The organism is Streptomyces sp. NPDC046465 (assembly GCF_040646035.1).
In the GTDB taxonomy this organism is placed as follows: Bacteria; Actinomycetota; Actinomycetes; order Streptomycetales; family Streptomycetaceae; genus Streptomyces.
Genome location: NZ_JBEYZK010000006.1, coordinates 114,107 through 141,101 on the forward strand (window position 1 = coordinate 114,107; position 26,995 = coordinate 141,101).

The 26,995-nt window shown below is 70.5% G+C and carries 21 protein-coding genes; 11 read left to right on the forward strand and 10 right to left on the reverse strand.

The genetic code is table 11. The annotated features are described in order from the left end of the window. Positions 1-84 precede the first annotated feature (84 nt). Complete coding sequence (locus tag ABZ953_RS11440; protein WP_361720500.1) at positions 85-2,700, reverse strand: hypothetical protein; 2,616 nt, start codon at positions 2,698-2,700, stop codon at positions 85-87. A gap of 462 nt (positions 2,701-3,162) precedes the next feature. Between ABZ953_RS11440 and ABZ953_RS11445 the strand changes: the two genes are divergently transcribed. The 7 genes from ABZ953_RS11445 (at position 3,163) to ABZ953_RS11475 (ending at position 11,458) form a co-directional block, all read left to right on the forward strand. Beyond that, positions 3,163-3,708 (forward strand): hypothetical protein, encoded by a 546-nt coding sequence (locus ABZ953_RS11445; RefSeq protein ID WP_361720503.1) that lies wholly within the window; start codon positions 3,163-3,165, stop codon positions 3,706-3,708. Positions 3,709-3,837: 129 nt separating this feature from the next. Beyond that, positions 3,838-4,686: a DUF4097 family beta strand repeat-containing protein gene (locus tag ABZ953_RS11450; protein ID WP_361720506.1), complete on the forward strand. Its 849-nt coding sequence runs from the start codon at positions 3,838-3,840 to the stop codon at positions 4,684-4,686. Between the two features lie 542 nt (positions 4,687-5,228). Beyond that, positions 5,229-6,194 carry an ATP-binding cassette domain-containing protein gene (locus tag ABZ953_RS11455; protein WP_361720509.1) on the forward strand — a complete coding sequence of 322 codons (966 nt, stop codon included), beginning with the start codon at positions 5,229-5,231 and terminating at the stop codon, positions 6,192-6,194. Further along, positions 6,191-7,021 carry an ABC transporter permease gene (locus tag ABZ953_RS11460; protein ID WP_361720512.1) on the forward strand — a complete coding sequence of 277 codons (831 nt, stop codon included), beginning with the start codon at positions 6,191-6,193 and terminating at the stop codon, positions 7,019-7,021. The genes ABZ953_RS11455 and ABZ953_RS11460 overlap by 4 nt, the downstream gene beginning before the upstream one ends. Before the next feature lie 90 nt (positions 7,022-7,111). After that, on the forward strand, positions 7,112-9,469 hold the full coding sequence (locus ABZ953_RS11465) for a polysaccharide lyase 8 family protein (RefSeq protein WP_361720515.1): 2,358 nt from the start codon (positions 7,112-7,114) through the stop codon (positions 9,467-9,469). A 183-nt stretch (positions 9,470-9,652) separates the two neighbouring features. After that, positions 9,653-11,245, forward strand: a complete 1,593-nt coding sequence (locus ABZ953_RS11470) for an acyl-CoA carboxylase subunit beta (protein WP_361720518.1) — start codon at positions 9,653-9,655, stop codon at positions 11,243-11,245. 21 nt (positions 11,246-11,266) lie between these two features. Then, positions 11,267-11,458 carry an acyl-CoA carboxylase subunit epsilon gene (locus tag ABZ953_RS11475; RefSeq protein ID WP_361720521.1) on the forward strand — a complete coding sequence of 64 codons (192 nt, stop codon included), beginning with the start codon at positions 11,267-11,269 and terminating at the stop codon, positions 11,456-11,458. A gap of 94 nt (positions 11,459-11,552) precedes the next feature. On the opposite strand, the gene ABZ953_RS11480 is transcribed toward ABZ953_RS11475, so the two are convergent. Further along, positions 11,553-12,416: a LysR substrate-binding domain-containing protein gene (locus ABZ953_RS11480; protein WP_361720524.1), complete on the reverse strand. Its 864-nt coding sequence runs from the start codon at positions 12,414-12,416 to the stop codon at positions 11,553-11,555. A gap of 151 nt (positions 12,417-12,567) precedes the next feature. On the opposite strand from ABZ953_RS11480, the gene ABZ953_RS11485 reads away from it, so the two are divergent. Then, positions 12,568-12,963 carry a tautomerase family protein gene (locus ABZ953_RS11485; RefSeq protein ID WP_361720527.1) on the forward strand — a complete coding sequence of 132 codons (396 nt, stop codon included), beginning with the start codon at positions 12,568-12,570 and terminating at the stop codon, positions 12,961-12,963. A gap of 107 nt (positions 12,964-13,070) precedes the next feature. Here ABZ953_RS11485 and ABZ953_RS11490 read toward each other — a convergent pair whose 3' ends face one another. From ABZ953_RS11490 to ABZ953_RS11525, 8 genes are all read right to left on the reverse strand, one after another. Beyond that, the gene (locus ABZ953_RS11490) at positions 13,071-13,655 is read right to left on the reverse strand and encodes an ATP/GTP-binding protein (RefSeq protein ID WP_030361923.1); all 585 of its coding nucleotides are present in this window, start codon (positions 13,653-13,655) and stop codon (positions 13,071-13,073) included. Then, a complete protein-coding gene (locus ABZ953_RS11495; protein WP_361720530.1) occupies positions 13,636-14,226 on the reverse strand; it encodes a DUF742 domain-containing protein in 591 nt (196 codons plus the stop codon). The genes ABZ953_RS11490 and ABZ953_RS11495 overlap by 20 nt, the downstream gene beginning before the upstream one ends. A gap of 95 nt (positions 14,227-14,321) precedes the next feature. Further along, positions 14,322-14,735, reverse strand: coding sequence for a roadblock/LC7 domain-containing protein (locus ABZ953_RS11500; protein WP_055564496.1), 414 nt, complete (start codon positions 14,733-14,735; stop codon positions 14,322-14,324). A 10-nt stretch (positions 14,736-14,745) separates the two neighbouring features. After that, the gene (locus tag ABZ953_RS11505) at positions 14,746-18,006 is read right to left on the reverse strand and encodes a nitrate- and nitrite sensing domain-containing protein (RefSeq protein ID WP_361720534.1); all 3,261 of its coding nucleotides are present in this window, start codon (positions 18,004-18,006) and stop codon (positions 14,746-14,748) included. A 285-nt stretch (positions 18,007-18,291) separates the two neighbouring features. Further along, a complete protein-coding gene (locus tag ABZ953_RS11510; RefSeq protein ID WP_361720537.1) occupies positions 18,292-18,876 on the reverse strand; it encodes an ATP/GTP-binding protein in 585 nt (194 codons plus the stop codon). Beyond that, on the reverse strand, positions 18,857-19,258 hold the full coding sequence (locus ABZ953_RS11515; protein ID WP_055564453.1) for a DUF742 domain-containing protein: 402 nt from the start codon (positions 19,256-19,258) through the stop codon (positions 18,857-18,859). The genes ABZ953_RS11510 and ABZ953_RS11515 overlap by 20 nt, the downstream gene beginning before the upstream one ends. 142 nt (positions 19,259-19,400) lie before the next feature. Further along, complete coding sequence (locus ABZ953_RS11520) at positions 19,401-19,820, reverse strand: roadblock/LC7 domain-containing protein (protein WP_098244998.1); 420 nt, start codon at positions 19,818-19,820, stop codon at positions 19,401-19,403. Then, positions 19,821-23,699: a nitrate- and nitrite sensing domain-containing protein gene (locus ABZ953_RS11525; RefSeq protein WP_361720540.1), complete on the reverse strand. Its 3,879-nt coding sequence runs from the start codon at positions 23,697-23,699 to the stop codon at positions 19,821-19,823. 573 nt (positions 23,700-24,272) lie between these two features. Here ABZ953_RS11525 and ABZ953_RS11530 point away from each other — a divergent pair. From ABZ953_RS11530 to gltX, 3 genes are all read left to right on the forward strand, one after another. Next, the gene (locus ABZ953_RS11530) at positions 24,273-24,488 is read left to right on the forward strand and encodes a hypothetical protein (RefSeq protein ID WP_361720543.1); all 216 of its coding nucleotides are present in this window, start codon (positions 24,273-24,275) and stop codon (positions 24,486-24,488) included. Positions 24,489-24,637: 149 nt separating this feature from the next. Next, entirely contained in the window at positions 24,638-25,414 is a 777-nt protein-coding gene (locus ABZ953_RS11535) for a fumarylacetoacetate hydrolase family protein (RefSeq protein WP_361720546.1), read from the forward strand. Next, the gene (gltX, locus tag ABZ953_RS11540; protein ID WP_361720549.1) at positions 25,407-26,885 is read left to right on the forward strand and encodes a glutamate--tRNA ligase; all 1,479 of its coding nucleotides are present in this window, start codon (positions 25,407-25,409) and stop codon (positions 26,883-26,885) included. The genes ABZ953_RS11535 and gltX overlap by 8 nt, the downstream gene beginning before the upstream one ends. The last annotated feature ends 110 nt before the right edge of the window (positions 26,886-26,995 follow it).

The following is a 26,995-nucleotide window of genomic DNA, read 5'->3' on the forward strand; positions in this document are numbered from 1 at the left end:
GGAGCTGCTGTTGAATGTTCAACGAGATCGACGGTAGCGCGAGTCGGTACAACTTTCAACCTATAGCTCTTGGTTTTCATGCCGTCACGCACCGCAACCCGAGGTGCCCCATCCGCTGCACACACCAGCGGCCGGGGTGGGCACGACCGGGGCGGGCGGGGACGGCAGGTCCCAGGCGAGCCGGATGCCGTCGATGAGCGGCCGCGCGCTGTACGGCGACACGGCCAGTTCCAGTCGTGCCTCAGCCAGCAGTTCGGGGTCGCCGTCCGGCCCCCGCAGTGCCGCGGCGGTCCTGCGCCGGTTGTATCCGCCGACCCCGAAGATCTGAAGGAGGGTGAGAGAGAAGTACGCGCAGGCCGTGGCCTCGTCGATGAGCGGACGGGCGTCGTTCGGCACCGGATGCGCCTGGTGCGCCGGCGGCGCCTGCCGCGCGAAGTGGTCGAGGGCGCGGAGCAGCTCTTGCTCGCGACAGGGGCAGCTGGTCCGCAGCTGCCCCTGGAGCTCGCGGAACGAACCGAGAACCATGCTGTTCCCGGGCAGCCACTGCTGCTTGGCGAGGAGGGTGCGGAATCCGGCAAGGGTGTCGGAGAGCTCCTCGAAGACCATCAGCCGTGAGATGTCCACCAGTTCGATGTGGCCCGTCGCCTCACGGATCTCCATGAATCGACGCGCGTACCTGATGAGGTCGCGGGGAATGCCGCCGGACAGCGCGTGCGCGAGCAGGACGTACGGGGCAGGGAAGCCCGGGGCGCGCTGCTCCAGAACGGCGGCCGACTCCGCCAGCACGCACGGCTGCACATGGATCACGTCGTCGAGCGAACTGTCGGTCGCGTCTCGATGCGGGAGCCCTCTGCGGATGAAGGCGGCACCGACGTCCTCGGCGACGGAGATCAGGTAGTGCACATGCGGCACTCCGAGGATCGCCTTGATCTCCCGGAGGAACCCGAGGGCCTGCGCGTCCGTGCCGAGCCGGTCCACCTCGTCGATGGCGACGACGACGCGCCGGCCGCGGCGGTGCAGATCGTCTGCGACGCGGGTGAGGAGGCCGCAGAAGTCGGAGACGAGCTCGGGGTAGTTCGGCGGGAGTGTGGCGAGGGACGTGGTGTGCGAGCCGCCGAGGGCCAGCAGCTGCCCGGCGCCTCCGGCGGTCACGGCGGCGGAGGAGCTCTGCACGGTCTGGAGCCGGTAGAGACGGTTGCGGCACTCCGTGACCAGCTTCGGCTCCGGCCGGATCAGCGGCCACGTCCACGAGCGGGAGCGCAGGTTGTTCAGTGTGACGCCCAGGAGCCACAGGGACAGCCGCGCCGGGTTCTCGGAGTCGGCCAGCAGCGGCCGGGACGCGTCGCGCGCGGCGAGCAGCACGAGCCCGCCGAGCGGGACCAGCGTGAGGAGCGGTCCCACGACCTGCTGCTTCGATACGTTCCAGCGGCCGATGCGCAGGTGGATGAGCGACGGCCTCTCGTGCCGGAGTGTCCCCAGGGCGAACCATGCGAGGGCCAGCATCAGGACCCACGCCCACGTCTCGTCCCGAGCCAGAACCCGGAACTGGTGCCGGATGCCCGGATCGAGGGGAAGCGAGACGAAGGGGCCGAGCAGCAGGGTGAAGGTGAGAGCGTCGACCAGCAGGCGCTGGATTCTGCGCACCACTCGCCGGGCCGTCGTCGAACGCCGCAGTGTCCAGAGGTAGACACCCGCGCAGGCTACGGCGAGCCCGAGTCCCGCGGCCCGCCCGTTCCACACGTCCCGCGCGTGTGCCCCGGCGGCGTCGGCCGCGTCGGCGACGAACCGCCGCACCCGAGGACCGTGCTCGGCCTGGAGGGAGCGGGCGGTGGCGAAGAGCCCGGTGGCGATGAGGGTGAGGGCGGGCAGGGCGAAGGTGAGCCAGCGGAACAGGCGCCGCAAGGGCTCTGCCACCCGGCGAAGCACCCGGCGCGCGTGGGGGAGCCGGGCGAACTGGGGTACCTCGTAGCCCTCCTGCTGGATGTACTCCTCGCAGACCCGCACGAACAGCGAGGTGAGGAAGTCGTGCGGCGCGTACGTCGCGGGGGCGTGCGCGACGACGGTGAAGTCCTCGGCGTCCACGCACTGTCCGAGGAGAGTGGTCTTCCCTGTGCCCCTCGGCCCGCTCACGGCGAGGGTCCCGCCGTCCAGCTGGCCGATCTTCCTCCGCAGTTGTTTCGTGACCTCGTTGGCGACGAAGTAGTCGGGTCCCCGGGGTGAGCGAAGCCCCTCGTGGCTCCTGGGCAGCAGCAGACTGTCGTGATCCTCGCCGAGCAGCCCGTCGATCACGGCAGGAACCAGAGGGCCGGTTCCCCACTTCCGCAGGAGGGCGCTCCAGGTGCGGGCCGCGAACCAGATGCGGACCCACCACGTGAGCCAGGCGATGCCGAGCGGCACGACCGAGCCCCAACGCCACAGCTGTCGCTTGGAGTCGGGCGTCAGAAGTACGAGGAGGAGCGCGGTCATGGTGAGTACGAGGAGCATGACCAGGACGAGGAAGGGGGCGCCGCCGAGCCAGGTCGCCAAGGTGACGACGGCGACCCCGTAGAGGTATGCGGTGCGTGCGTTCCAGTGGGCCGCCGAGCAGGCAGCCATGAGCCGGGCGACTGCCGCGTCGAGCCGGTCGGCGACCCATTGGTACTCCGCATGGCTGAACCGGCACTCATCGAGCACGCGGGAGAGGTTTTCCTCCGCGTCCATGGCGTCCAACACGTCACGCCGGGTTACCTCAGGTCGCGCCGCCAGTTGTGCGGTCGCGCGGGGCTCGTCCAGGCATGCCTCGACGGATGCGTGGTAAATGTCCCGGTCGATCTCCCGCCGCCCGGCCACCGTAGGCCCTCACGCCTGAGGGGCGGACCCCGGGGCTGGCGGAGCCGACTGGTCCGTGCTGGCGCAGTAGCCCATGACTGCCCACCCTTCCGACAGTGTGTCGTCAGCTCCATAGTCGCCCTCGGGGGTGGCGCACGTAAGCCGGTTGGGCCATTCGGTAGCTGTACCACGCGGGGTCGGATGGCGCTATGAGGTGCCATGGTGGCACTGCTGTGGGCGCGTGGCCGTGTCGAGGCACCTGAGCTGGGGGAATGCATCCTGCAGGTGTCACTCACACTGTCGATGGCGCCATTGACCCTTGTGATGGTGCCAAAGTGATGCCATGATGGCGCTATGAACCTCACGCAGTACGTCGATCAGCTCCGGCAGGAGCTCGCGGTGGCCGCCGAAGCGGGCGGGGACGAGGCCCGCGCCCTGGCCGAGCGGCTCACCCGTCCGCTGGAGTCGGCCGCCCGTCTCACCCTGCTCAACGCGCTCTCCGCCGCGGCGGACGAGATCACGGTCGATCTCGCGCCGGGCTCGGTCGACGTGCGGCTGCGTGGCGTCGACCCCGAGTTCGTGGTGACGCCGCCGCCCGCTGCCGAGGTGTTCGACGCCCGCGCCGAGTACGCGGCCCTCATGGCGGCGCAGGCTCCGCCCCCGCCCGCCGCGCCCGACGCCGCGGACGACGGCGGCACCGCCCGGATCAACCTCCGCCTCCCGGCCCACGTGAAGGCCCGTGTGGAGGAGGCCGCGAACCGGGACGGCCTCTCGGTCAACGCCTGGCTCGTCCGCGCGGTCTCCGGTGCGCTGGACCAGCCCGACGCCCGGCCCGGCGGGAAGACCGGTCATCGCGAGGCCTGGAACTCCGGCAGCACGTTCACCGGGTGGGTGCGTTAGCGCGCCCAGCGCTCCGCCTCTCGGCGGCCCGCTGCCTTCCGCCGCCTGCCACTGACCCGTACGGAAGTCGCCCCACCCCTGCACCGACCGAGCCCCCAGGGCTCGACGAGCCCCAAGGACGGGACAGCCATGCCTTCTTTCGACAGCCCGAAACCCATCACCGCCACCGTCACCTTCGACGTGGGCGCCCTCCGGATCATGGCCGGGGATCGTACGGACACGGTCGTCGATGTGCTTCCCAGCAGTGCGACCCAGGAGGCGGACATCAAGGCGGCCGAGCGCACCCGCGTCGAGTTCGCCAACGGCAAGCTGCTGGTCAAGGGGCCCAAGGAGCGGTCCCTTTTCGGCAAGGGCGCGTCGATCGACCTGCGGATCGCGCTGCCGGCCGGCTCCGAGGTGCGCGCCACCGCCGTCATGGGGCACATCACCGTCGAAGGCGCGCTCGGCGACGGCGAGTTCAAGGCCTCGGCGGGCGACCTGCAGATCGAGGAGGCCGGCGAGATCCGGGCGACCACCGGGTACGGCGAGATCTCCGTGGGCCGCGCGAACGGAACGGCCGAGGTCAGGACCGGCTCCGGCGACATCCGGCTCGGCGAGGTCCGGGGCGCGGTCGTGGTCAAGAACTCCAATGGTCCCGTCGACCTCGGCGATGTCGAGGGCGACATCACGGTGAAGGCGTCCAACGGCTCCGTCACTGTGGGCCGCGCGGCTGCCGACCTCGACGTCAAGTCCGCCAACGGCGCCATCCGCGTCGGCCAACTGGTGCGCGGTACGAGCGTCCTGGAGACGGCGGCGGGCAGGATCGAGATCGGCATCCGCGAGGGGACTGCCGCGTGGCTCGACGTACGGACCCAAGCCGGCACCGTCAGCCAGGGGCTGGCGGAGTCGAGCGCTCCTGAGGCGCCGGGCGAATCCACCGACACGCTCAAGGTGCGCGCCCGCTCGGGCATCGGCGACATCGTCATCCGCCGCGCCTGACGCCCCCTTCGACGTGCCCCGCGCGTTCGGGGCGCCCGCACCGCGCCTGACGCTCTGCGAGGCGCGTCTGCGGGTCTTGCCGCGCCTGACGCTCCTCTCGGGGTACCTGTGCTGTATCTGATGCCACGCGACCTTGCGGGTCTTGTCGCGCCTGACGCTCCGCGAGTCCGCGGCCCGCGCCGCGCGCGCCCGGCGCTATCGCGGGGGCCCGTGCCACGCTGTACGCCGTGCGCGCCTGACGCCCGTGCCGGGTCCGGCTGCGCCGGTGAGGCGGCACCCTGCCGGTGGCGATGACCGTCACCCGCCAGCAGTAGCTGCCCCCCGCCCCCGCCCCCGCCCGCGTCCCCGCCTGAGCCGCTGCCCTGTCGCTCCGCGAGCCCGGCGCCCGCGCCGACTATCCGAGCAGTCGCCCCGCGCCACCCTTTCCGCGCGGTCCGCGCGCGGTCCCCACAGCCGCCCAGCCCCGCCTCCGACGCCACTCCATGTCGAACTCCAGTTCGAGAAGCCGGTGTCGGGCCACCCCGATCAGCAAAGGAACGGCCATGCCGACCCCCCGCACCACCCGCCCAGCGGCGATCACCGCCTCCAACCTGTGCAAGTCGTACGGGGACAAGACCGTCCTCGACGGTATCGACCTGGACATCCCGCAGGGGACGATCTTCTCCCTGCTCGGTCCCAACGGCGCCGGCAAGACGACAGCCGTGCAAATCCTGTCGACCCTCATCGCCGCCGACGCGGGCGACGTTCGGATCGCGGGGCACGACCTGCGGCGCGAGCCCGAGAAGGTGCGTGCCGCGATCGGTGTCACCGGCCAGTTCTCCGCCGTCGACAACCTCCTGACCGGCGAGGAGAACCTGCTCCTGATGGCCGATCTGTACGGCTTCGGCCGACGCGTGGCCCGGCAGGTGGCCGCCGGACTCATGGCGCGGTTCGACCTCGCGGAGGCGGCCGGAAGGCCCGCGTCGACGTACTCCGGAGGCATGCGGCGCCGTCTCGACATCGCGATGACCTTGGTCGGCAATCCACGCATCATCTTCCTCGACGAGCCGACCACCGGCCTTGATCCGCGCAGTCGGCACGGCATGTGGGAGATCGTGCGCGAGCTCGTGGCCGACGGCGTCACCATCTTCCTGACCACGCAGTACCTGGACGAGGCCGACCGGCTCGCCGACCGCATCGCCGTGTTGAGCGGCGGCAAGCTGGTCGCCCAGGGCACCGCGGCCGAGCTCAAGCGCCTCGTGCCCGGCGGCCACGTCCAGCTGCGCTTCGCCGACCTCGGCGGTCTGGAGCGGGCCGCGCGGACGCTCGAAATCGGCACGCGGGACGACGACGCCCTGACCCTCCACGTGCCCAGCGACGGCAGCCTGCCGTCCGTCAGGTCGGTGCTCGACCGGGCCGACGCCGCCGGGATCGAGGTCGAGGGGATCGGCATCGAGACCCCCGACCTGGACGACGTCTTCTTCGCCGTGACCAGCCGCCCCGACCACGAGAGAGCGACCACCCGATGAGCACCGTCACCACCACTCCGACCGGCCCGCGCACCTACAACCCCGCCCCCACCTCCGCGGCCTGGAACTCCCTGACGATGGTGCGCCGCAACCTCCGGCACGCGCGGCGCTATCCCGCGATGACGATCAGCCTGGTGAGCATGCCCATCGCCATGCTGCTGCTCTTCAACTACGTGTTCGGCGGCGCGATGTCGGCCGGCGTCGGCGGCGGATCCTCCGGCGACTACCTCCAGTACCTCGTCCCGGGCATCCTGCTGATGGCCGTCGGTGCGGGCGTCCTGCCCACCACGGTCGGTGTCAGCGTCGACATGACCGAGGGCATCGTGGCCCGCTTCCGGACGATGCCGATCAGCGGTTCCTCGGTTCTCACGGGCCGCGCCGTCGGCGCCGTCGTCCAGACGCTGCTCAGCATCGTCCTGGTCATCGGGGTCGCCTTCCTCGCGGGTTTCCGGTCCGGCGCGCGGCCCCTCGAATGGGTCGCGGCGGCCGGGCTGCTCACCCTCATGTGCACCGCCCTCACCTGGCTCGCGGTCGCGCTCGGCCAGCTGGTCAGGGCCCCGGAGGCGGCCAGCAGTGTGGCGCTGCCGTTCTCCTTCCTGCTGCCCTTCCTCAGCAGCGCTTTCGTGCCCTCCGACTCGATGCCGGACTGGCTGCGGCACTTCGCCGAGTGGCAGCCGTACACCGCCTTCATCGAGACGCTGCGCGGGCTGCTGCTCGGCAGCGAGATCGGCAAGTTCGGTCCGCTGGCGGTGGGCTGGGGCATCGCCATCACCTTGCTCGGCTTCCTGTGGTCGCGCTCGCTCTTCAGGCGCGAGGCCACGCGATAGGGGCGGAACGGGCGTGCGGAGGGGCGCGAGTTCCGGGGTCTGTCAAAGGTATAGACAGCGCTTTCTAGTCGCTGATAAAAACCCTGTCGCATGACCCCAACCCGCCGCGCCTTCCTCGCCGCAACCGCTTTCGGTACCGCCGGAGCTGCCGGAGCCGCCGCCATGCTGACCCTGCCGCCCCAGGCGTACGCCGCCGACGGGGACGACGAGTTCACCGTCCTGCGCAAGCGCTGGCTGGAGATCTCCCTCGGCACCGGATACGACCCCGCCACCGAGCCGTACGCCTCCCGCCTCAAGGAGACCGGCGACCTCGCCCGCACGTTCCGCTCGGCCATGGCCCCCGCCGCCAAGTCCCTGTGGCCGGACGCCCCGTTCGGCCCCCCGGCGGGCGTCACCCTGAGCTACAGCAGGCTCTGGACGATGACCCAGGCGTACGTCGGTGAAGGCACCGGGTCGACGGGGGACGCCGGGCTCCTCGCCGACATCCTGCGCGGCGTCGACCACGTCGGGGCCACCGTCTACAACCCCTCCACCACCCGCTACGGCAACTGGTGGGAGTGGCAGATCGGCAGCCCGCGGCTCCTCATGGACATCGTGGCGGCGCTCCACGACGACCTCGGCGCGGACCGCAGGAACAAGGCCTTCGCCGCCGTCGACCACTTCGTCCCCGACTCCGCGATCGGCACTTACACCGGCACCTCGACCGGCGCCAACCGCGTCGACCTGTGCCGCTCCGTCGCCCTGCGCGGCATCCTCGGCAGGGCGCCGGCCAAGGTGGCCCTCGCCCGCGACGCCCTCTCGCCGGTCTTCCCCTACGTGACCAAGGGCGACGGCCTCTACGAGGACGGCTCGTTCATCCAGCACACCTGGATCGCGTACTCGGGAACGTACGGGCAGGTCATGCTCGACGGGCTCGGCCGCCTCTTCGCGCTGCTCGCCGGGTCGACCTGGGCCGTCACCGACCCCAAGAAGCAGATCATCCTCGACAGCGTCGAGCGGGCGTACGCACCCCTGATCCTCGACGGCCTGATGATGGACAGCGTCAACGGCCGGGCCGTCAGCCGCGGCTACCTCAAGAGCGACGACCGCAAGATCATGCGCAGCGACCACTTCCACGGGCAGGGCCTGATAGCCGCCATGGCGCTGCTCGCGGGCGGTGCGAGCGCCGCCGAACGGGAGCGCTGGTACGGCCGGATCAAGGGCTGGATCGAGCGGGACACCGTCACGCCGCTGCTCACCGCCCGCCAGTTCGGCGTCGCCGACCTCGCACGGCTGCACGCGGTCGCGGACTCCGGCGTGCGGGCGGCGCCCGAGCCGGTCGGGCACCGGCTGTTCGCCGCCATGGACCGTGCCGTGCACCGGCGCCCCGGCTTCGCGGTGAACCTCTCCATGGCCTCGGAGCGGATCGCGTACTACGAGTGCGGCAACGGCGAGAACCCGCGCGGCTGGCACACGGGCGCCGGAATGCTCTCCTGGTGGGTCGCCGGGAAGCACGGCGACCAGTACACGGACTGGTTCTGGCCGACCGTCGACCCTTACCGGATGCCCGGCACGACCGTGTCCACCAAGCGCCTCCCCGACAGGGCGGGCGGCGAGTGGGGCGCGGCCAGGCCCGCCGTGACGTGGGTGGGCGGCGCGACCGACGGCGAGTTCGCGGCCATCGGCCAGCACCTCAAGGGTCTCGGTTCCACGCTGCGGGCCCGCAAGTCGTGGTTCTGCGTCGCGGACGCCGTGATCTGCCTGGGCGCCGGGATCACCGCCACCGACGGGGTCCCCGTGGAGACGGTCGTCGACAACCGCAACCTGGGCGAGGCGGGCACCGCGGTGTTCACGCCGGACGACGGCGCGCGCCCCCGCTGGGCCCACCTCGAGGGACACGGCGGCTGGGTCTTCCCCGGCGGCACGTCCCGGCTGCGGACCCTGCGCGAGGACCGCACCGGCGCCTGGTCCGACATCAACACCACCAGCTCCACGGAGCGGCGGACCCGGCGCTGGCAGACGCTCTGGCTCGACCACGGCACCGACCCCTCGGACGCTACGTACGCCTATGTCCTGATGCCCGGGGCCTCGCGCCGCACCCTGGCGGCCCGCGCCGCCGACCGGCGCTGGCTGTCGGTCCTCGCCAATTCAGCGGAGGTCCAGGCGGTGGCCGTCGACTCACTCGGCCTGACCGCGGCTAACTTCTGGCAGGCGGGCGAGGCGGGGCCGCTCGCCGTCACGGCGCCGTCGAGCGTCCTTGTCCGGCGCCGCGGAGGAAGCGCTACGGTGCGGGTGAGCGAGGCACCGAGGACCGGAGAGGCCCTTGAGGTCACCTGGAACCGGCCGGTGTCCCGGGTGGTGAGCAAGGACCCCTCGGTGGAGGTCGTCGGCACGGGGCGGTCCCTGCGGCTGAGGATCACGCCGGGTACGGCGGCCGCGAGCCACCGATGTGACGTGCGTCTCAGTTGAGCAAGACTCCGGAAGGATCCGCTGAGGGGGCTTTTTTGTGGGGTCCTCACAGCGGCGGGAGGGCTGAGCCGTCACTTCTTCAGTGCTGAGGTGCTCTTCTGTCCGGGGGTGCCAGGAAAACGGCCCGGAGACTGTACGGAATCGACGGTCCGTTTCCACGGGGGCGCTCCGTAAGGTCGCTACATGACCGTTCTGGACGAGACCGCTTCCCCTGGGGGCGAGCCCACCGATTCGCGTGGACGCGTGGCCGAACTGCACGAGATCCGTGCGGAGGCGCTGCGCGGGCCGAGCGAGAAGGCCACCGAGGCGCAGCACGCCAAGGGCAAGCTGACCGCACGCGAGCGGATCGAGCTGCTCCTCGACCCGGACTCCTTCAACGAGGTCGAGCAGTTGCGCCGGCACCGGGCCACCGGCTTCGGTCTGGAGAACAAGAAGCCCTACACCGACGGTGTGATCACCGGGTGGGGCACGGTGGAGGGCCGCACGGTCTTCGTCTACGCGCACGACTTCCGGATCTTCGGCGGGGCGCTCGGCGAGGCGCACGCCACGAAGATCCACAAGATCATGGACATGGCCATCGCGGCCGGGGCGCCGCTGGTCTCCCTCAACGACGGGGCGGGCGCCCGCATCCAGGAGGGCGTCTCGGCGCTCGCCGGATACGGCGGGATCTTCCAGCGCAACACCAAGGCCTCCGGCGTCATCCCGCAGATCAGCGTGATGCTCGGCCCGTGCGCGGGCGGCGCCGCCTACTCCCCGGCCCTGACCGACTTCGTGTTCATGGTCCGCGAGACCTCGCAGATGTTCATCACCGGGCCCGACGTGGTCCGCGCGGTGACGGGCGAGAAGATCACGCAGAACGGCCTGGGCGGCGCCGACGTGCACGCCGAGACGTCGGGCGTGTGCCACTTCGCGTACGACGACGAAGAGACCTGCCTGGCCGAGGTCCGCTACTTGATCTCGATGCTCCCCTCGAACAACCGGGAGAACCCGCCGGCGCACGAGTCGGAGGACCCGGCCGAGCGCCGCTCGGACATCCTGCTCGACCTGGTCCCCGCGGACGGCAACCGGCCGTACGACATGACCAAGGTCATCGAGGAGCTCGTCGACGACGGGGACTTCCTGGAGATCCACGAGCGCTGGGCGCGCAACATCATCTGCGCCCTGGCCCGCCTGGACGGCAAGGTCGTCGGCATCGTCGCCAACCAGCCGCAGGCCCTGGCCGGTGTCCTGGACATCGAGGCCTCCGAAAAAGCCGCCCGCTTCGTGCAGATGTGCGATGCTTTCAATATCCCGATCCTCACCCTCCTGGACGTCCCGGGCTTCCTGCCCGGCGTCGACCAGGAGCACGGCGGCATCATCCGCCACGGCGCGAAGCTCCTCTACGCGTACTGCAACGCCACGGTCCCGCGGATCTCGCTGATCCTCCGCAAGGCCTACGGCGGCGCCTACATCGTCATGGACAGCCAGTCCATCGGCGCCGACCTCACCTACGCCTGGCCGACCAACGAGATCGCCGTGATGGGCGCCGAGGGCGCCGCCAACGTGGTCTTCCGTCGCCAGATCGCGGCCGCCGAGGACCCCGAGGCCATGCGTGCGCGCATGGTCAAGGAGTACAAGGCCGAGCTGATGCACCCGTACTACGCCGCCGAGCGCGGCCTGGTCGACGACGTGATCGACCCGGCCGAGACCCGCGAGGTCCTCATCAAGTCCCTCGCGATGCTCCGCAACAAGCACGCCGACCTGCCCTCGCGCAAGCACGGCAACCCCCCGCAGTAGCCCACAAGGAGAACGCTGCAGATGAAATCCCCCGACATTCGCGTCGAGAAGGGTCACGCCGAGCCCGAGGAGGTCGCGGCCATCACCGCGATCCTGCTGGCCCGCGCCGCCGCTCAGCCCGCCGCCCCCGCGCGCCGCGGCCGTGACAGGGCCGGCTGGCGCCGCCTGGAGCGCACCCCGGGCTTCCGCGCCCCGCACAGCTGGCAGGGCTGACGGACCCCAGCATTCCGCATCGGGCCCCGTCCTCCTCCGGGAGGGCGGGGCCTCGTGCTGTCACGACAGATGCGCTGTCACAACAGATGCGCTGTCACGACAGATGCGCCGCCGCCGACTCCGCCAGCGGACCGACCGCCGGGTGCCACCCGCGCCCCCGCGGCCCGGAAAGCACCAGGCGGCGCGAGATCCGTGGCGTCACCGGCAGCAGCACCAGGTCGGACGGGATCAGCGAGCGCGAGACCTCGGACAGTACGGTCACGCCGAGGCCCGCCTGCACCATGCTGATCAGCGTGGCCAGATCCCGGACGCGGTGCGCGGGAGTGAGGCGGAGCCCGGCCACGTCGTGCAGCGCGCGCACGCGGGCCTCGCAGCCGCCCGGCGAGATCAGGAAGTCGTCGTCCGCCAGATCGCCGATGTCGACGACCGGTTCGTCGGCCAGGGGATGGTCGCGGGGGAGCAGGGCGCGGTAGCCGTCCACCGCGAGCCGGACGCCGGGGCCCGGCGGTGGGTCGATCAGCACGGCGGCGTCGGCCGTGCCGTTCTCCAGCCACTCCTCGACCTCGGCACTGTCGCCCTCGAAGACCCGTACGGTGACCCGCGGCCTGCTCTCCCGCCAGTGCCGCAGCAGGCCGGGAAGCAGCCCCTGGCAGACGGTGGGCGTCGCCGCGAGCCGCACCGAGCCGGTCATGGTGCCCTCGGAGTCCGCCGCGATCTCCGCCACGGACCGGACCGCTGACAGCGCGCTGCGGGCGTGCGGCAGGATCCGTTCCCCGAGTGCTGTCGTACGCACCGGGGCCGCCCGGACGAGCAGTGGTCCAGCCATCTCCCGTTCCAGGGAGGCGACGGCGTGCGACACCGCGGACTGGCTCATGCCGAGCTCCGCGGCGGCGGCACTGAAGCCACCCGCGTCGACGACGGCGAGAAAGGCCCTGAGCTGCGGGAAGTTCACGGTCATGAGGCGGCCTCATAGGTGGATGACGGCTATGCGTTGGATCAATGGTGGCAGGAGGGGCGAGGGTTGCTCCGTGCCGCCGGTCGTGCCGCCGGTCCTGGCGGCGCGAGAGACGACGCAGTAGACGACGCATTAGACGACGCGAAGGAGCGCCATGCCCCACATCAGGGCCACCGTCACCGACCCCGACCTGCCCGCCGACGTCCGGCGCGCCCTCGCCGAGGGCCTGACCCGCCTGGCGGTCTCCGCGCTCGGCAAGTCCGCCGCGCGGACCATCGTGCACCTCGACCTCGTCCCCGCCGACCGCTACTACGTGGCCGGAAAAACCCTTGCCGAAGGGGCCCGTGACGCACACCTGGAGGTCAGCATCACCGCGGGCACCAACAGTGCGGCGCAGAAGGCGGCCTTCATCAGCGAGGCCGCCGCGTTCCTCACCGAGCTCCTCGGCCCGCTCGCCAGGGGCGGCGTCGCCCTGCACGAACTGCACCCCGAGAGCTACGGCTACCAGGGCGTGACCCAGTTCGACCACTATCGCCTGACGCGGAACTGACAGGGGCCCGCGCGCCGAAGCGTGCGGGCCCACATCCGCGTACAAGTAAGTGCAAGTAAGTGCGAGTAAGTGCGAGTACGTACGGGTGAAGAGGGAGGTCCGAGGGCCTACCGCAGGCGCGCCATCAGCGCGTGCTCGACCAGGGTGATCAGCGCGCTCTTCGCGTCCGCGCGGTGGCGCGCGTCGGTGGTGATGATGGGGGTGTCGGGGCCGATCTGCAGCGCCTCGCGCACCTCGTCGGGCGTGTACGGCTGGTGGCCGTCGAAGCCGTTGAGGGCGATGACGAAGGGCAGCCCGGAGTTCTCGAAGTAGTCGACGGCGGGGAAGCAGTCGGCGAGCCGCCTCGTGTCGACCAGGACGACCGCGCCGATCGCGCCACGGACCAAGTCGTCCCACATGAACCAGAAACGGTCCTGGCCCGGCGTACCGAAGAGGTACAGGATCAGGTCCTGGTCCAGGGTGATGCGGCCGAAGTCCATGGCCACCGTCGTGGTGGTCTTGTCTCCGGTGTGGGTGAGGTCGTCGATGCCCGCGGACGCGGACGTCATGACGGCCTCGGTGCGCAGCGGGTTGATCTCAGAGACCGCCCCGACGAACGTGGTCTTGCCCACGCCGAAGCCGCCCGCCACCACGATTTTCGCGCTGGTGGTGGAGCGGGCTGTTGCTCCGCCGCTAGAGCTTGCGAAGTCCACTGAGCACCCTTTCGAGCAGTGTCACGTCTGGCTGGCCGCCGGCGGTCTCGTCGCCGCCGGGCTGATGGATGGCGACAAGTCCGGCCTCCGCCAGGTCGGCTACGAGGATCCGGGCGACGCCGAGGGGGATGGAGAGCAGTGCCGAGATCTCGGCGACCGACTTGATCTCGCGGCACAGGTTGCAGATGCGCTGGTGCTCGGGCAACTGGCCCTGCAACTGGTGCGGTTGAGCGGTGGTGTGCACCAGCGCCTCGATGGCGAGCTGGTAGCGCGGCCTGGTGCGGCCACCCGTCATGGCGTAAGGGCGCACCAGGGGGTTGTTCGCCGACCCCGCGGGCGCCGGTTCGGGGGCGCGTCGCGGGGGTTGCACGGGTTGGATACGGGGCGCGTGCGCCGGAGTGCCCTGGTCGTAGGGGCGCGGGCCGGGCTGCTGAGGCTGCGCGTACGGCTGACGGCGGTGGCTCGGGGCGGAGGGGAAGTTGTACCTGTTCGGGCCGCCGTCGCGCTGGCCACCCTGGCCATGACCAGGGGACCAGTTCGCCGATGACGAACCGTCTGGGGGTGTTGCCACGTTGCTTCCTCCTCCAACTGTGCCGGGCACCATCACTGTGGAGCCGCGTCCCGAAACCTTACGGGCACGGGACACGAAAACGCACCGTCTGTCTGTTAGTTGAGAAGGCTCCCCTGGAGCTCCGCGCGCAGGTCCGGAGTGAGGACGGTGCCCGCACGATCGACAAGAAGTGCCATTTCGTACCCAACGAGACCGATGTCCGCATCCGGGTGGGCGAGAACGGCGAGCGAGGAGCCGTCGGAGATGGACATGATGAAGAGAAATCCTCGCTCCATCTCCACAACGGTCTGGGTCACGGAGCCGCCCTCGAAGATCCGGGAGGCCCCGGCCGTGAGGGAGGTCAGACCCGAGGCGACGGCCGCGAGCTGGTCGGCGCGGTCGCGCGGGAAGCCTTCGGACATCGCGAGGAGGAGTCCGTCGGCGGAGACCACCACTGTGTGGGACACCCCGGGGGTGTTGTCCACGAAGTTGGTGATCAACCAGTTCAGGTTCTGTGCCGCCTGGCTCATCGGGCTCACACTAACGCTCCTGGTTGTAGGTGCTATCAGGGCTGAAGCCCTGGCCATTCGTGTCACTGCCTGCGGTGCGGCCCCGCTGGACGCCGCGGCGCAGGTTGCTCAGCCTGCCCCGTACGTCCTCGGGGTCGCGGGAGACCTGAGGCCCGCCCTGTGGGGTCTGTTCCGCGGTGCCTTCGACCAGATTGGCCTTGGGCACCCGCCGCGGGAGCCCGGACGGGGTGACCCCGCCCGCCTTCGGCTCCTTGAGGCGCTCGGCTCGCTGCCAGCGCTCGTCGTTGGACGAACGCCAGTCGTCCTTGCCCTCGCTCGTGGCGGGGGAGCTTCCGTTCCCGGTCGCGGCGGCGGGGCCCCTGCGGGGGAGACCCGCGTCGGTCATGTCGTGGACGGCCGACGGTGTCGGTCCGGGCCGGTCGAAGCCTACGCGCTCGGCGTCGCCCGTGTGAGGCTGCGGAGCAGATTCCGCTTCCTGCCCGTACTCGCCCTGATGGCCGTCGGCGCTGGGCCAGTCGTCCTGACGGGACCGCTCCGGATACGGGAGCTGCGGGTCCTGGTAGCCGTCCTGGGACGACTGGGCCGGGTGGTACTGCTCGTCGCGGTAACCGTTGTCGGTGTTGTCGGCGTATAGCTGCTCGGCGTACTGCGGATCCGGGTACTGCGGATCCGGGTACTGCTGGTCCGGGTACTGCTGGTCGGCGTACTGCGCGTCGTTGTACTGCGCGTCGCCGTACTGGGCGCCGCCGTACTGCGCGTCGCCGTGCTGGCCGGGGGCGTACTGCTGGTTGTCGTAGCCCTGCCCTTGGTCGTACCCGGCCTGCTGCTGCGGCTCCACTTCGTCGCGGAAGAGCGGGCGGTGGCCGCCGGGCTGCTGGGCCTGCGCCTCCAGGGCCGCGCGGCGCTCCTCGCGCATCAACGAGCGGCCGACCGGGTCGAGTTCGAGCTGCGCCTCGGACCCGTCACCGTGGTACTGGCTGTCGTCGAAGCCGAGCTCGGCGGCCGTGCGCAGCGGCTCGGCCGCCAGCGCCTGCTGCTCGGGGATGATCGAGGAGACGGTGAACTCGTTGTCGTGCGGCGCGTGGTCGCCACCGCCACCGTGGGTGATCGCGTCCGGCAGCATGACCAGCGAGGTCGTGCCCGCCTGCTCGCCCGAGGGGCGCAACTGGACGCGGATGCCGTGCCGGTCCGACAGGCGGCCGACCACGAACAGGCCCATGCGCTGCGAGATCGCGGCGTCCACGGTCGGCGGGTTGGCCAGCTTGTGGTTGATGTCCGCGAAGTCCTCGGCGGTGAGGCCGATGCCCTTGTCGTGGATCTCGACCATGACGCGGCCGTCGGGAAGACGGGTCGCGGTCACGCGGACCTTGGTCTGCGGGGAGGAGAACGTGGTGGCGTTCTCCAGGAGCTCGGCGAGCAGGTGCACGAGGTCGGTCACGGCCAGGCCGTGGATCTCGGCCTCCGGGACACCGGACAGCTCGATGCGCTCGTACTGCTCCACCTCGGAGGAGGCGGCGCGCAACACGTCGACCAGCGGGACCGGCTGGTCCCAGCGGCGGCCCGGCTCCTCGCCGGAGAGGACCAGGAGGTTCTCGCCGTTGCGGCGCATACGGGTCGCCAGGTGGTCCAGGCGGAAGAGGCTCTCCAGCTGGTCCGGGTCGGCCTCGTTGTTCTCCAGGTCGGTGATGAGGGTCAGCTGGCCCTCGATCAGGGACTGGTTGCGCTGCGAGAGGTTGGTGAAGATCGCGTTGATGTTGCCGCGGAGCAGGGCCTGCTCGGCGGCGAGCCGGACGGCCTCGCGGTGCACCTGGTCGAAGGCGCGTGCGACCTCGCCGATCTCGTCCGTCGTGTTGATCGGGATGGGCTGCACGCGGGTGTCGACGCGGCCCGGGTCGGTGCGCGAGAGCTGGTCGACCAGCATCGGCAGGCGCTGTTCGGCGATGCCGAAGGCGGCGGTACGCAGCTGACGCATCGCCTTGGACATCTGGCGGGCCATGAGCCCGGCCAGGATGAAGGCGGCGAGCAGCGCGAGCACCACGATGGCGCCGGTGATGTACGCGTTGCGCTGCGCGGTGGCGGCGATGTCGGAGGCCTCGTCCACGGCCTTGTCGGCGAGGTCCGACTCGATGGTGCGGTACGCGTCGAACTTGGCGGTGGTCGTCGCCCACCAGGCCTGACGCGTGATGCCCTTGCCGGCGAGGGCAACGCGGGCGCTCGGCTGGGTGCTCTGCAGGGTGGCGATGGCCGAGACCATCTTGTCCTGCGAGGGCGGCGGGACGAACGCCTTGCCCTGGGCCTTCGCGTCGGCCGCGGCCTGCTTGGCCTGCTTCTCGCCGGCGGCCGTCAGCTCCTTCTTGGCGTCCTCCAGCTTGGCGACGTCCTCGGGGGTGCCGCCGCCGGTGTACTCCTCGATGGCGATGCGCTCGAGGTAGGCGTACGAGGCGAGAGAGGTGCGCTGCAACGTCAGCGAGCCGGTGCCGGGGCCCGGCTTGACCAGGAGGTGGGTGCCGATGGACCGCTCGAGGGAGAGCGCGGCCTTGGAGAGGGAGATCGCGTAGACGGTGCGGCCGTAGCTGGTGATGTTGCCGGTGCCCAGACCGAGCTCGTTGGCGAACTCCATCAGGGGGTGCTGGATGGCGACGTAGCCCTCTTCGGTCTGCACGCCGGGGAGCTTGGTCGTGTACGCGGCCTGGCGCAGCGGACCGAGCTTCGGCTCGACCTTGCGGAAACCGGCGAGGCGGCGGTTGAGGCCTTCCTTGTCCGGCATGTTGGCGGCAGCCGCCTTGAAGTCGGCGGCGGCCTGGTCGGTGGCCTTGCGCGCCTTGACGACGGCCGGGTCGTTCCGCTTGCCGCTGAGCAGCGGAGCGGCGGAGATGTCGCGCTCCTCGACGAGGCGGTTGCCGTAGTCCAGCGAGGCCCGCACGAGGCGGGCCGTGTTCTCGGCGTCCTGCGCCTCGCTCCAGGTGTCGATGGAGCCCTTGACCTGGAAACCACCCATGACAAGGCCGACGAGCACGGGTATGAGGAGGATCGCGTTCAGCCGGGTCGGCACGCGCCAGTTGCGGGGGGACATGCGTCCACCGGAGGCGGCCGGGGGTTCGTTTCCTGGCGCGGCGGCCAGGTCGGCGGGGGACGCCGCTGCGCGCGGCGGCGGGGTGAAGTTGCCCCGCGTGTCCCCGGTGGGGGATGCCGCGGGACTCGGCTTGCTTCGCCTCACTCGACCAACAACCTCTCGGCGGCGGCACTCACGTCGTGCCGCTGTCGTCTCCATAGCCCGTGCTACTGGGCAGTTCAGCGCATTCCAGCACGTCAGAGCCTGCTGCACCAAACACTGGGAAGCGGAAGTTCCGAGTGGTGTAAGCCTCAGATAAAACGGTCAAAAAGAGCGAGCCCCGCCAAAAGGCGGGGCTCTTGTGCGCGCAGCGACACCAGATGACCGCGACGCGTGGCGGTCACCTGGTAATTCTCTGTCGAAACGTTATGAACACGGTCCGCGGCCGTGTCAAAGGACACAGATCGCTCCGTACGGACTACGGCAACTGCCGTACTGACCTGCCTACTTGAGGCGTGCCATAAGTGCGTGTTCAACCAAAGTGATCAAGCCGCTCTTTGCGTCCGCACGGTGTCGCGCGTCGGTCGTGATGATCGGAGTGCCGTCTCCGATCTGCAGCGCCTCGCGTACTTCTTCGGGCGTGTACGGCTGGTGGCCGTCGAAGCCGTTGAGGGCGATGACGAACGGCAGCCCGCTGTTCTCGAAGTAGTCGACGGCCGGAAAACAGTCGGCGAGACGGCGGGTGTCCACGAGCACGACCGCGCCGATCGCGCCGCGCACGAGGTCGTCCCACATGAACCAGAAGCGGTCCTGGCCCGGCGTACCGAAGAGGTACAGGATCAGGTCCTGGTCCAGGGTGATGCGGCCGAAGTCCATGGCGACGGTGGTCGTCGTCTTGTCCCCGGTGTGGGTGAGGTCGTCGATGCCCGCGGACGCGGACGTCATGACGGCCTCGGTGCGCAGCGGGTTGATCTCGGAGACCGCCCCGACGAACGTGGTCTTGCCCACGCCGAAGCCGCCCGCCACCACGATCTTCGCGGAGGTGGTGGATCGGGTCGAGCCCGAGCCGCTAGAGCTTGCGAAGTCCACTGAGCACCCTTTCGAGCAGTGTCACGTCTGGCTGGCCGCCGGCGTTCTCGTCGCCGCCGGGCTGGTGGATGGCGACGAGCCCGGCCTCGGCCAGGTCCGCCACGAGGATCCGGGCCACGCCGAGCGGCATCGACAGGAGCGCCGACACCTCGGCCACCGACTTGACCTCACGGCAGAGGTGGCATATCCGCTGGTGCTCGGGGAGCAGCCCCATCAGCTGGGCCGGGTCGGCCGTGGTGCTCACCAGCGCCTCGATGGCGAGCTGGTAGCGGGGCCGGGTCCGGCCGCCGGTCATCGCGTAGGGACGCACCAGCGGCTGGTCGCCCTCCATTCCGTACGAAGCGTCCCCGTACGGGTTGTGAGAGGCGGTGGGCGGGGTCATGGATCCTCCGGGCGGGACAGCAGGTCATCTGCGTGTGCCGTCTGACAGAGCCGGTGGGGGCAGTGTGGCGGCCGGACGGTTGGTCAGTACGTTCGGTCGGTGGGGCGGCCGAAGGGATGAAGACTTCGGAGCTTGCTCGGGGCTAGTGGAGCAGGCTGCCCTGCAGCTCGGCGCGGAGGTCCGGGGTGAGGACGGCGCCCGCGCGGTCGACGAGGAGTGCCATCTCGTACCCGACGAGGCCGATGTCGCACTCGGGGTGCGCGAGCACCGCGAGGGACGAGCCGTCCGATACCGACATGAGGAAGAGGAACCCCCGCTCCATCTCCACAACGGTCTGGGTGACGGCGCCGCCCTCGAAGATCCGGGAGGCCCCGGCGGTGAGGGAGGTCAGCCCGGAGGCGACCGCGGCGAGCTGGTCGGCTCGGTCCCGCGGGAAGCCTTCGGACATCGCCAGAAGAAGACCGTCGGCGGAGACCACGACTGTGTGGGACACCCCGGGGGTGTTGTCCACGAAGTTCGTGATCAACCAGTTCAGATTCTGTGCCGCCTGGCTCGGACTCAACTAACGCTCCTGCTGGTGAGTGGGGAAACTGCCGGTCTGGCCGGTACCGGCCTGGCGACCCTGCTGGATGCCCCGACGGAGATTCGTCAGCCGGCCGCGTACCTCTTCGGGCGCACGCGAGACCTGCGGACCTGTGCTGTCCTGCTGCTGCTGGGCCGTGCCCGCGACCAGATTGGCCCGCGGGACGCGACGCGGCAGTCCGGATGTGGTGACGCCGCCCGCGGACGGCTGCCGGATGCGCTCGGCCTGGCGGCCGAGCTCGTCGTTGGGGGAGGAGCGCCAGTTGCCGGGCACGCCCTGGCCGTTGGTGTCGTCGCCGGCCGCGGGTGCGGCGGCCGGGTCCTGGCGCTGGGGGCGCGAGGGGAGCGGACGCTGCGGCGGCTCGGGAGCGTGGCGCGGCGCGGCCTGCTGGTTGTGCTGCTCCGGCTCCTGCTGCTGCGCGGCCTGCTGGTTCTGCTGCTGGCTGTGCTGCTGGCTGTGCTGCTGGTTCTGCTGCTGGAACCAGTTGGTCTCCAGCGTGTCGAACAGCGGGGTGCGGCCGTCGCCGGGGCCGGCCGGGGGCAGCGGCTCGGGCTCCGCGGGCTGTAGGGGCTGCGGCGGCTGCTGCTGGGCCTGCTGGTTCCGCTGCTGCGCCGACGTCTGCGGCTGCTGCGGGAGGCCCTGGTTGGGGTCGCCCTGGCCGCGGCGCGGGGCGGGCGGACGCGGCACGGTGTAGTCGGGCATTTCCCGGTTGCCGTGCTGAGCGGGCCCGCTGCCCTGGTTGCGGTTCTGGTTCTGGCTCTGATTCGGGTTCTGCTGGTGCTGCGGCTGGTCCTGCCGGAAGTCGTTCTGGCCGCCCGGAGCCGTGGGCTTGCCGGGGCCGTTGCCCTGGCCGCCGAAGACGTCCGAGCGGACGAACTGGCCGGTGGAGCCGTCGTCCTGCGGCGCGGGCGTGCCGGGCGGCGGCCCGTCGAAGTCCGGGCGCGGGAACTGCGCGGTGGAGCCGGGACCCTGCCGGTCGTCGGCCGCGTGCTGGGGGAACTGGCCGGTGGACTCGGGCTCTTCGTGCCCGCGCGGGGTGTCGAAGGGCTCGCGCGCCACCTGCGGCTGCGCGTTCTCGTCGCTCCAGCTGGGCACGCGCGGACCGGCGTAACCGCCCGGGGCGCTCGGGGCGCTCGGCGCGGGGTTGCCGCCGGGCAGCTCGGCACGGGGTCCGCCGCGCGGCGGCAGCTGCGGCCTGCGGCCCTGACCGGTCTGGTCGTTGCCCGCACCGGAGTCGGCCGGGGGGTTCATGGCGTTCGTACGCTGCTGGGGCACCGGAGGCTGCGGCGCGTTGGTGCCGCGACCGCCCTGCGGCGCGAGCGGCGGACGCTGCTGGCCCTGGCCGGGACCCTGAGCCTGACCCTGGCCGGGACCCTGAGCCTGACCCTGGCCGGGCCCCTGCCGCTGCCCCGGTCCCTGCCCCTGACCCTGTCCCGCATCCCGGGAGGGCAGCGCCGCCCGCGGACCGGAACCCGCGACCTGCTGGCGCGGCGCACCGGCGCCGAGCAGTCCGGGACCGCTCTGGCCCCCGCCACCGGGACCGCCGCGGCCGGGACCGCCGGTCAGCCCGGGAGCGTTGTTGCCCGCACCCACACCGCGTCGCGCGGCGGCGGCACCTGCCGCGGCCTGAGCCGCCGCGGGACCACCGGTCGGGGTGGGCGCACCGGGCTTGCCCGGCACCTTCTTGCCGCCCTGGGCGACGTCGACGGGGAGCATGACCAGCGCGGTCGTGCCACCGGAGTCGGACGGGCGGAGCTGGATGCGGATGCCGTGGCGCTGCGAAAGACGGCCGACCACGAACAGGCCCATTCGGCGCGAGACCGAGACGTCCACGGTGGGCGGCGAGGCGAGCCGCTCGTTGATCGCCGCCAGGTCCTCCGGGGAGAGGCCGATGCCGGTGTCGTGGATCTCGATGAGGACGCGGCCGTCGGGCAGCGCGTGACCGGTGACCTTGACCTTGGTCTGCGGCGAGGAGAAGGAGGTCGCGTTCTCGAGAAGCTCGGCGAGGAGGTGCACGAGGTCGTTGACGACGCGTCCCGCGACCTCGGTCGCGGGGACCGAGGAGAGCTCGATGCGCTCGTACTGCTCCACCTCGGACGCGGCGGCACGCAGCACGTCGACGAGCGGGACGGGCCGGGTCCAGCGGCGGCCCGGCTCTTCACCGGCGAGAACGAGGAGGTTCTCGCCGTTACGGCGCATACGGGTCGCGAGGTGGTCGAGCTTGAACAGCGAGGACAGCTGGTCCGGGTCGGCCTCGCGCGACTCCAGCTCGGAGATGAGCGAGAGCTGGCGCTGGATGAGGCCCTGCGAACGCCGCGAGAGGTTGGTGAACATCGCGTTGACGTTGCCCCGCAGGAGGGCCTGCTCGGCGGCGAGGCGGACGGCCTCGCGGTGCACGTCGTCGAAGGCCGCGGCCACCTGGCCGATCTCGTCCCGGGAGTGCACACCGACGGACTCGACGGAGGTGTCGACGTCCTGCGGGTCCGACTCCGAGAGCTGCTTGACCAGCTCGGGCAGCCGGTCCTGGGCGACCTTGGTCGCGGTGTCCTGCAGTCGGCGCAGCGAGCGGATCATGGACCGGGCGACGACGAACGCGCCGACGAGCGAGACGCCGAGCACGAGCAGGATCAGCACACCGTTGAGGATGGCCGACTGCTCCGACTCGTTGCGCAGCTCGCGCGCCTTCTGCTCCATCTCGCCGAGCAGCGTCAGCTCGATCTTGGACATCGCGTCGATCTTGGTGGTGTCGGCGTCGACCCAGTCCTTGTAGGACCGCTTGTCCTGGAGCTTGATGCCGCCTTCCTGCTCGAGCACGCGCTTGGCGTACTCGTTGGCGGACTTGACCGCGGGGTTGCCGCCGTCGATGGGCTTGGTCAGCTCACCGGCGTTGCCCGCGTAGATCTTGCTGAACGTCTGGAGCTCCGAGCGCTCCTTCTCGTTGGCGCTGAGGCCGAAGGTGCGGTCGGTCTCGGAGATCTTGCCGTACTGGCTGTCGTTCGGCGGCAGGGCCGCGGCGATGATCGCGCGCTGTACGGAGGCGTACTCCTTGGCCGAGGAGAAGGCGGCCAGCGAACGCGTGCGCTGGATCATGTCCGGGTTGCTCGTCGCCTGCGCCATGTCCTGCGAGAGCTTGAGCAGCTGCTCGACGAGCTGGCTGTAGGCCTCGACGGTCTGCGAGGTCGAGCCCTGGGCCTGGAAGGCCTTCTTGCGGACGTCGTTGATGCCCTGGAGCTGCTGGGTGATCTGGACCGCGCTGTGCCGGACGCCGAGAAGGCCCTTCTCGCCGTCGGTGTCGTTGAGGTCCTGGGTGCCCTGCAGGAAGTTCTTGTAGACCCGGTCGGTCTTCTGGCGCGCGCCCTTGACCGTGTAGTCCGAGGCGTTCGCGTCGTGGGCGAGGGGGCCCGCCGACTTGTCGCGCTCCTCCTGGAGCGCCGCGGCCAGCTCGGTGGCCTGCTTGGTCATCTCGGTCAGCAGCTTCATGTTGTCGAGCTGCTGGATCTCGTCCAGGGACGAGTTGATGCGGAGCGCACCGAGCGAGGTCGCCGTGATCACGGGGAGCGCGAGCAGCGAGACCAGGCGGGTGGAGATGCGCCAGTTGCGCAGGGCTATTCGCGAGCCGGGGCCGGTGGGCGACTTGGCGGTCGAACCCTTGCCCTTGCCCTTGGCCGGAGCGGCCGCCGTGCCGCTGCCCGTGGACCCCTGGCGCGCGGCTTTGGGGCCGGTGTCGCCGGGCGTGCCCGGTCCGGGGTTCTGGGCGTGCTGGGTCGCGGAGCCGCGCTCCGGCTCCGCCGGGGCACTTCCTCGGCCGTGGTCGGCCTGGGGAGACCCCTTGCCATCCCTCTTGAAACGTCCCTGCACTAGCGTCGCAACCTCTGGACCAGGCGTCCTGCCGGATAACGGCGGGACGGTGTCGGCGTCGTGGGGCGGCGAGCGCCCCATGGGTGGTCGTGAGTGACCGGCGCTGCTTCCCCTTCCCGCCGCCACTCGGCGCTGCGTTGCGCCCCTGCGCGCCGGTTCGATCCCGCGGCGGTCCCGGGAATTCCAGCACAGTGCCGGATCTCCAACAAGGCCCGTGTGTCGCGTCGGGACCTACGTGACGCGTTGTGAGTGCGGAGTTACGAGACGTAGAAAGTGATCTAGTAAATAACGGACTCATCCCCACAAAGCTCCTACCGGTGGGGGGTGTCCCAGTGTTCATGATCAGGAGCGGAATGGTGCCTTCAGTGGCGCAATGTCCGTTTCCAACTGCCTCATCCTGGGCCTGAATTGACCCATTTGTCGGCTCACTCGTGAGCAAACTCACACGAAGATCATGGCGTCTTCCGGACTTTGGCCGGGAATTGGATGTTTAGCCTGACGCTTTACAGGGATGGCGAATCCGACAACCGCGTCCGTACTGCGACGCCCCAACCGACGAGGTCCGAACAGCAGATGAAGACTGTGAAGTCCACGATGTTCCGCAACATAGCCAACCCGCGCCGCACCACTCTCGCGCACCTCACGGACGCCGACGAGTTCCAGGCCGCCCCCGAACAGCCCGAGCACACGGTCGACCTCCCGACCCAGACGGCCAACCCGAAGCGCACGATCCTGATGACGGTTCCGGAAGAGGCCACCGGGGGATCTTTCAGCCCGTCCGGCGTTTGAGGACGAGCCGCGCAGCGGCGACAGGCAGAGCCGAAGCCACGGGCCCACCCGTCGAAGGCACGGGCCCACCGAAGCGACGTCGTCAGCAGGCCGCAGGCCCCCGCGTTAGCCTGGGGTGTCACTCCGCAACCACCCCAAGAGGCTAGAGCGTGCGCATCGCCAGGTTCTCCATCGACGGCAATGTCGGCTACGGCGTAGTCGAGGGGGAGGGCCCCGAAGGGCTCGTCCTCGACATCATCAAGGGCATTCCGTACGCCGACTTCGAGCTGTCCGGCACGAAGGTCCCACTGAGCAAGGTCCGGCTCCTTCCGCCGGTGCTCCCCAACAAGATCGTGGCCTTCGGCCGTAACTACCGAGAGCACGCGGCGGAGCTCGGCAACGAGGTGCCCGACGTCCCCTTCGCGTTCCTCAAGCCGTCCACCTCGCTGGTCGGCACCGGCGACGCCATCGCGTACCCCTCGTTCTCCGAGGAGCTGCACCACGAGGCCGAGCTGGCCGTGGTCATCGGCCGCATGTGCCGCGAGGTCCCGCGCGAGCGGGTCAAGGACGTGATCTTCGGCTACACCTGCGCCAACGACGTCACCGCGCGTGATGTCCAGCGCCGCGAGAAGCAGTGGGCCAGGGCCAAGGGCTTCGACAGCGCCTGCCCGCTCGGCCCCTGGGTGGAGACCGAGCTCGACCCGAGCGACGTCACCATCCAGTGCACGGTCAACGGCCAGCAGCGCCAGCTCGGCCGCACCAGCGAGATGGTCCACTCCATCGAGGACCTGATCGTCAACATCTCCGAGGCCATGACGCTGCTCCCCGGCGACGTCATCCTCACGGGCACCCCGGCAGGCGTCGGGCCCCTCAACGTCGGCGACGAGGTCGCCGTCACCATCGAAGGCATCGGCACTCTCACCAACAAGGTGATCAAGCGTGGCTAACGCGACCCCCGTACGCGTACGGTTCTGTCCCTCGCCGACCGGCAACCCGCACGTGGGCCTGGTCCGCACCGCCCTCTTCAACTGGGCCTACGCCCGGCACAACGAGGGCGTCCTGGTCTTCCGCATCGAGGACACCGACGCGGCTCGCGACTCGGAGGAGTCGTACGAGCAGCTGCTCGACTCGATGCGCTGGCTGGGATTCGACTGGGACGAGGGCCCCGAGGTCGGCGGCCCGCACGCGCCGTACCGCCAGTCGCAGCGCATGGACATCTACAAGGACGTCGCCGAGAAGCTCATCGCGGCCGGCCACGCCTACCCGTGTTACTGCACCACCGAGGAGCTGGACGCCCGCCGCGAGGCCGCCCGCGCCGCCGGTAAGCCGTCCGGCTACGACGGCCACTGCCGCGACCTCACCGCTGAGCAGAAGCAGGCGTACGAGGCCGAGGGCCGCAGCCACATCGTCCGCTTCCGGATGCCCGACGAGGCCACCACCTTCGTCGACCTGGTCCGCGGCGAGATCACCGTCCAGGCGGAGAACGTCACCGACTACGGCATCGTGCGTGCCAACGGCGCTCCGCTGTACACGCTGGTCAACCCGGTCGACGACGCCCTGATGGAGATCACCCACGTCCTGCGCGGCGAGGACCTGCTCTCCTCGACCCCGCGCCAGATCGCCCTCTACAAGGCGCTGATCGAGCTCGGCGTCGCGAAGACGATCCCCGCGTTCGGCCACCTCCCGTACGTCATGGGCGAGGGCAACAAGAAGCTCTCCAAGCGCGACCCGCAGGCGTCCCTGAACATCTACCGCGAGCGCGGCTTCCTCCCCGAGGGCCTGCTGAACTACCTGTCCCTCCTGGGCTGGTCGTTCTCCGCGGACCAGGACGTCTTCTCGATCGAGGACATGGTCGCGAAGTTCGACGTGGCGGACGTGAACCCGAACCCCGCCCGCTTCGACCTGAAGAAGGCGGAGGCGATCAACGCCGACCACATCCGCATGCTGGACGTGAAGACCTTCGCCGAGGCCTGCGAGCCCTGGCTGCGGGCCCCGCACGCCAACTGGGCCCCCGAGGAGTTCGACGAGGCGGCCTGGCAGGCCGTCGCGCCGCACGCGCAGACCCGCCTCAAGGTCCTCTCCGAGATCACGGACAACGTCGACTTCCTGTTCCGCGCGGAGCCGGTCTTCGACGAGCCGTCCTGGACGAAGGCCATGAAGAAAGGCTCCGACGCCCTCCTGCGCACGGCCCGTGCCAAGCTGGAGGCCGCCGACTGGACCTCCCCGGACTCCCTCAAGGAGGCCGTCCTGGCCGCCGGGGAGGAGCACGGCCTGAAGCTCGGCAAGGCCCAGGCCCCGGTCCGCGTCGCCGTCACAGGCCGCACGATCGGCCTGCCCCTCTTCGAGTCCCTGGAGATCCTGGGCAAGGAGAAGACGCTGACCCGCATCGACGCGGCCCTGGCGAAGCTCACCGCCTGACCGCACCCGCACGCCCCGAAGGACCCGGAAGCCATGACGGCTCCCGGGTCCTTCGCATACGGTCGAAGACATGCCGATCAAAGCCGTGGTCTGGGACATCGACACTGTGT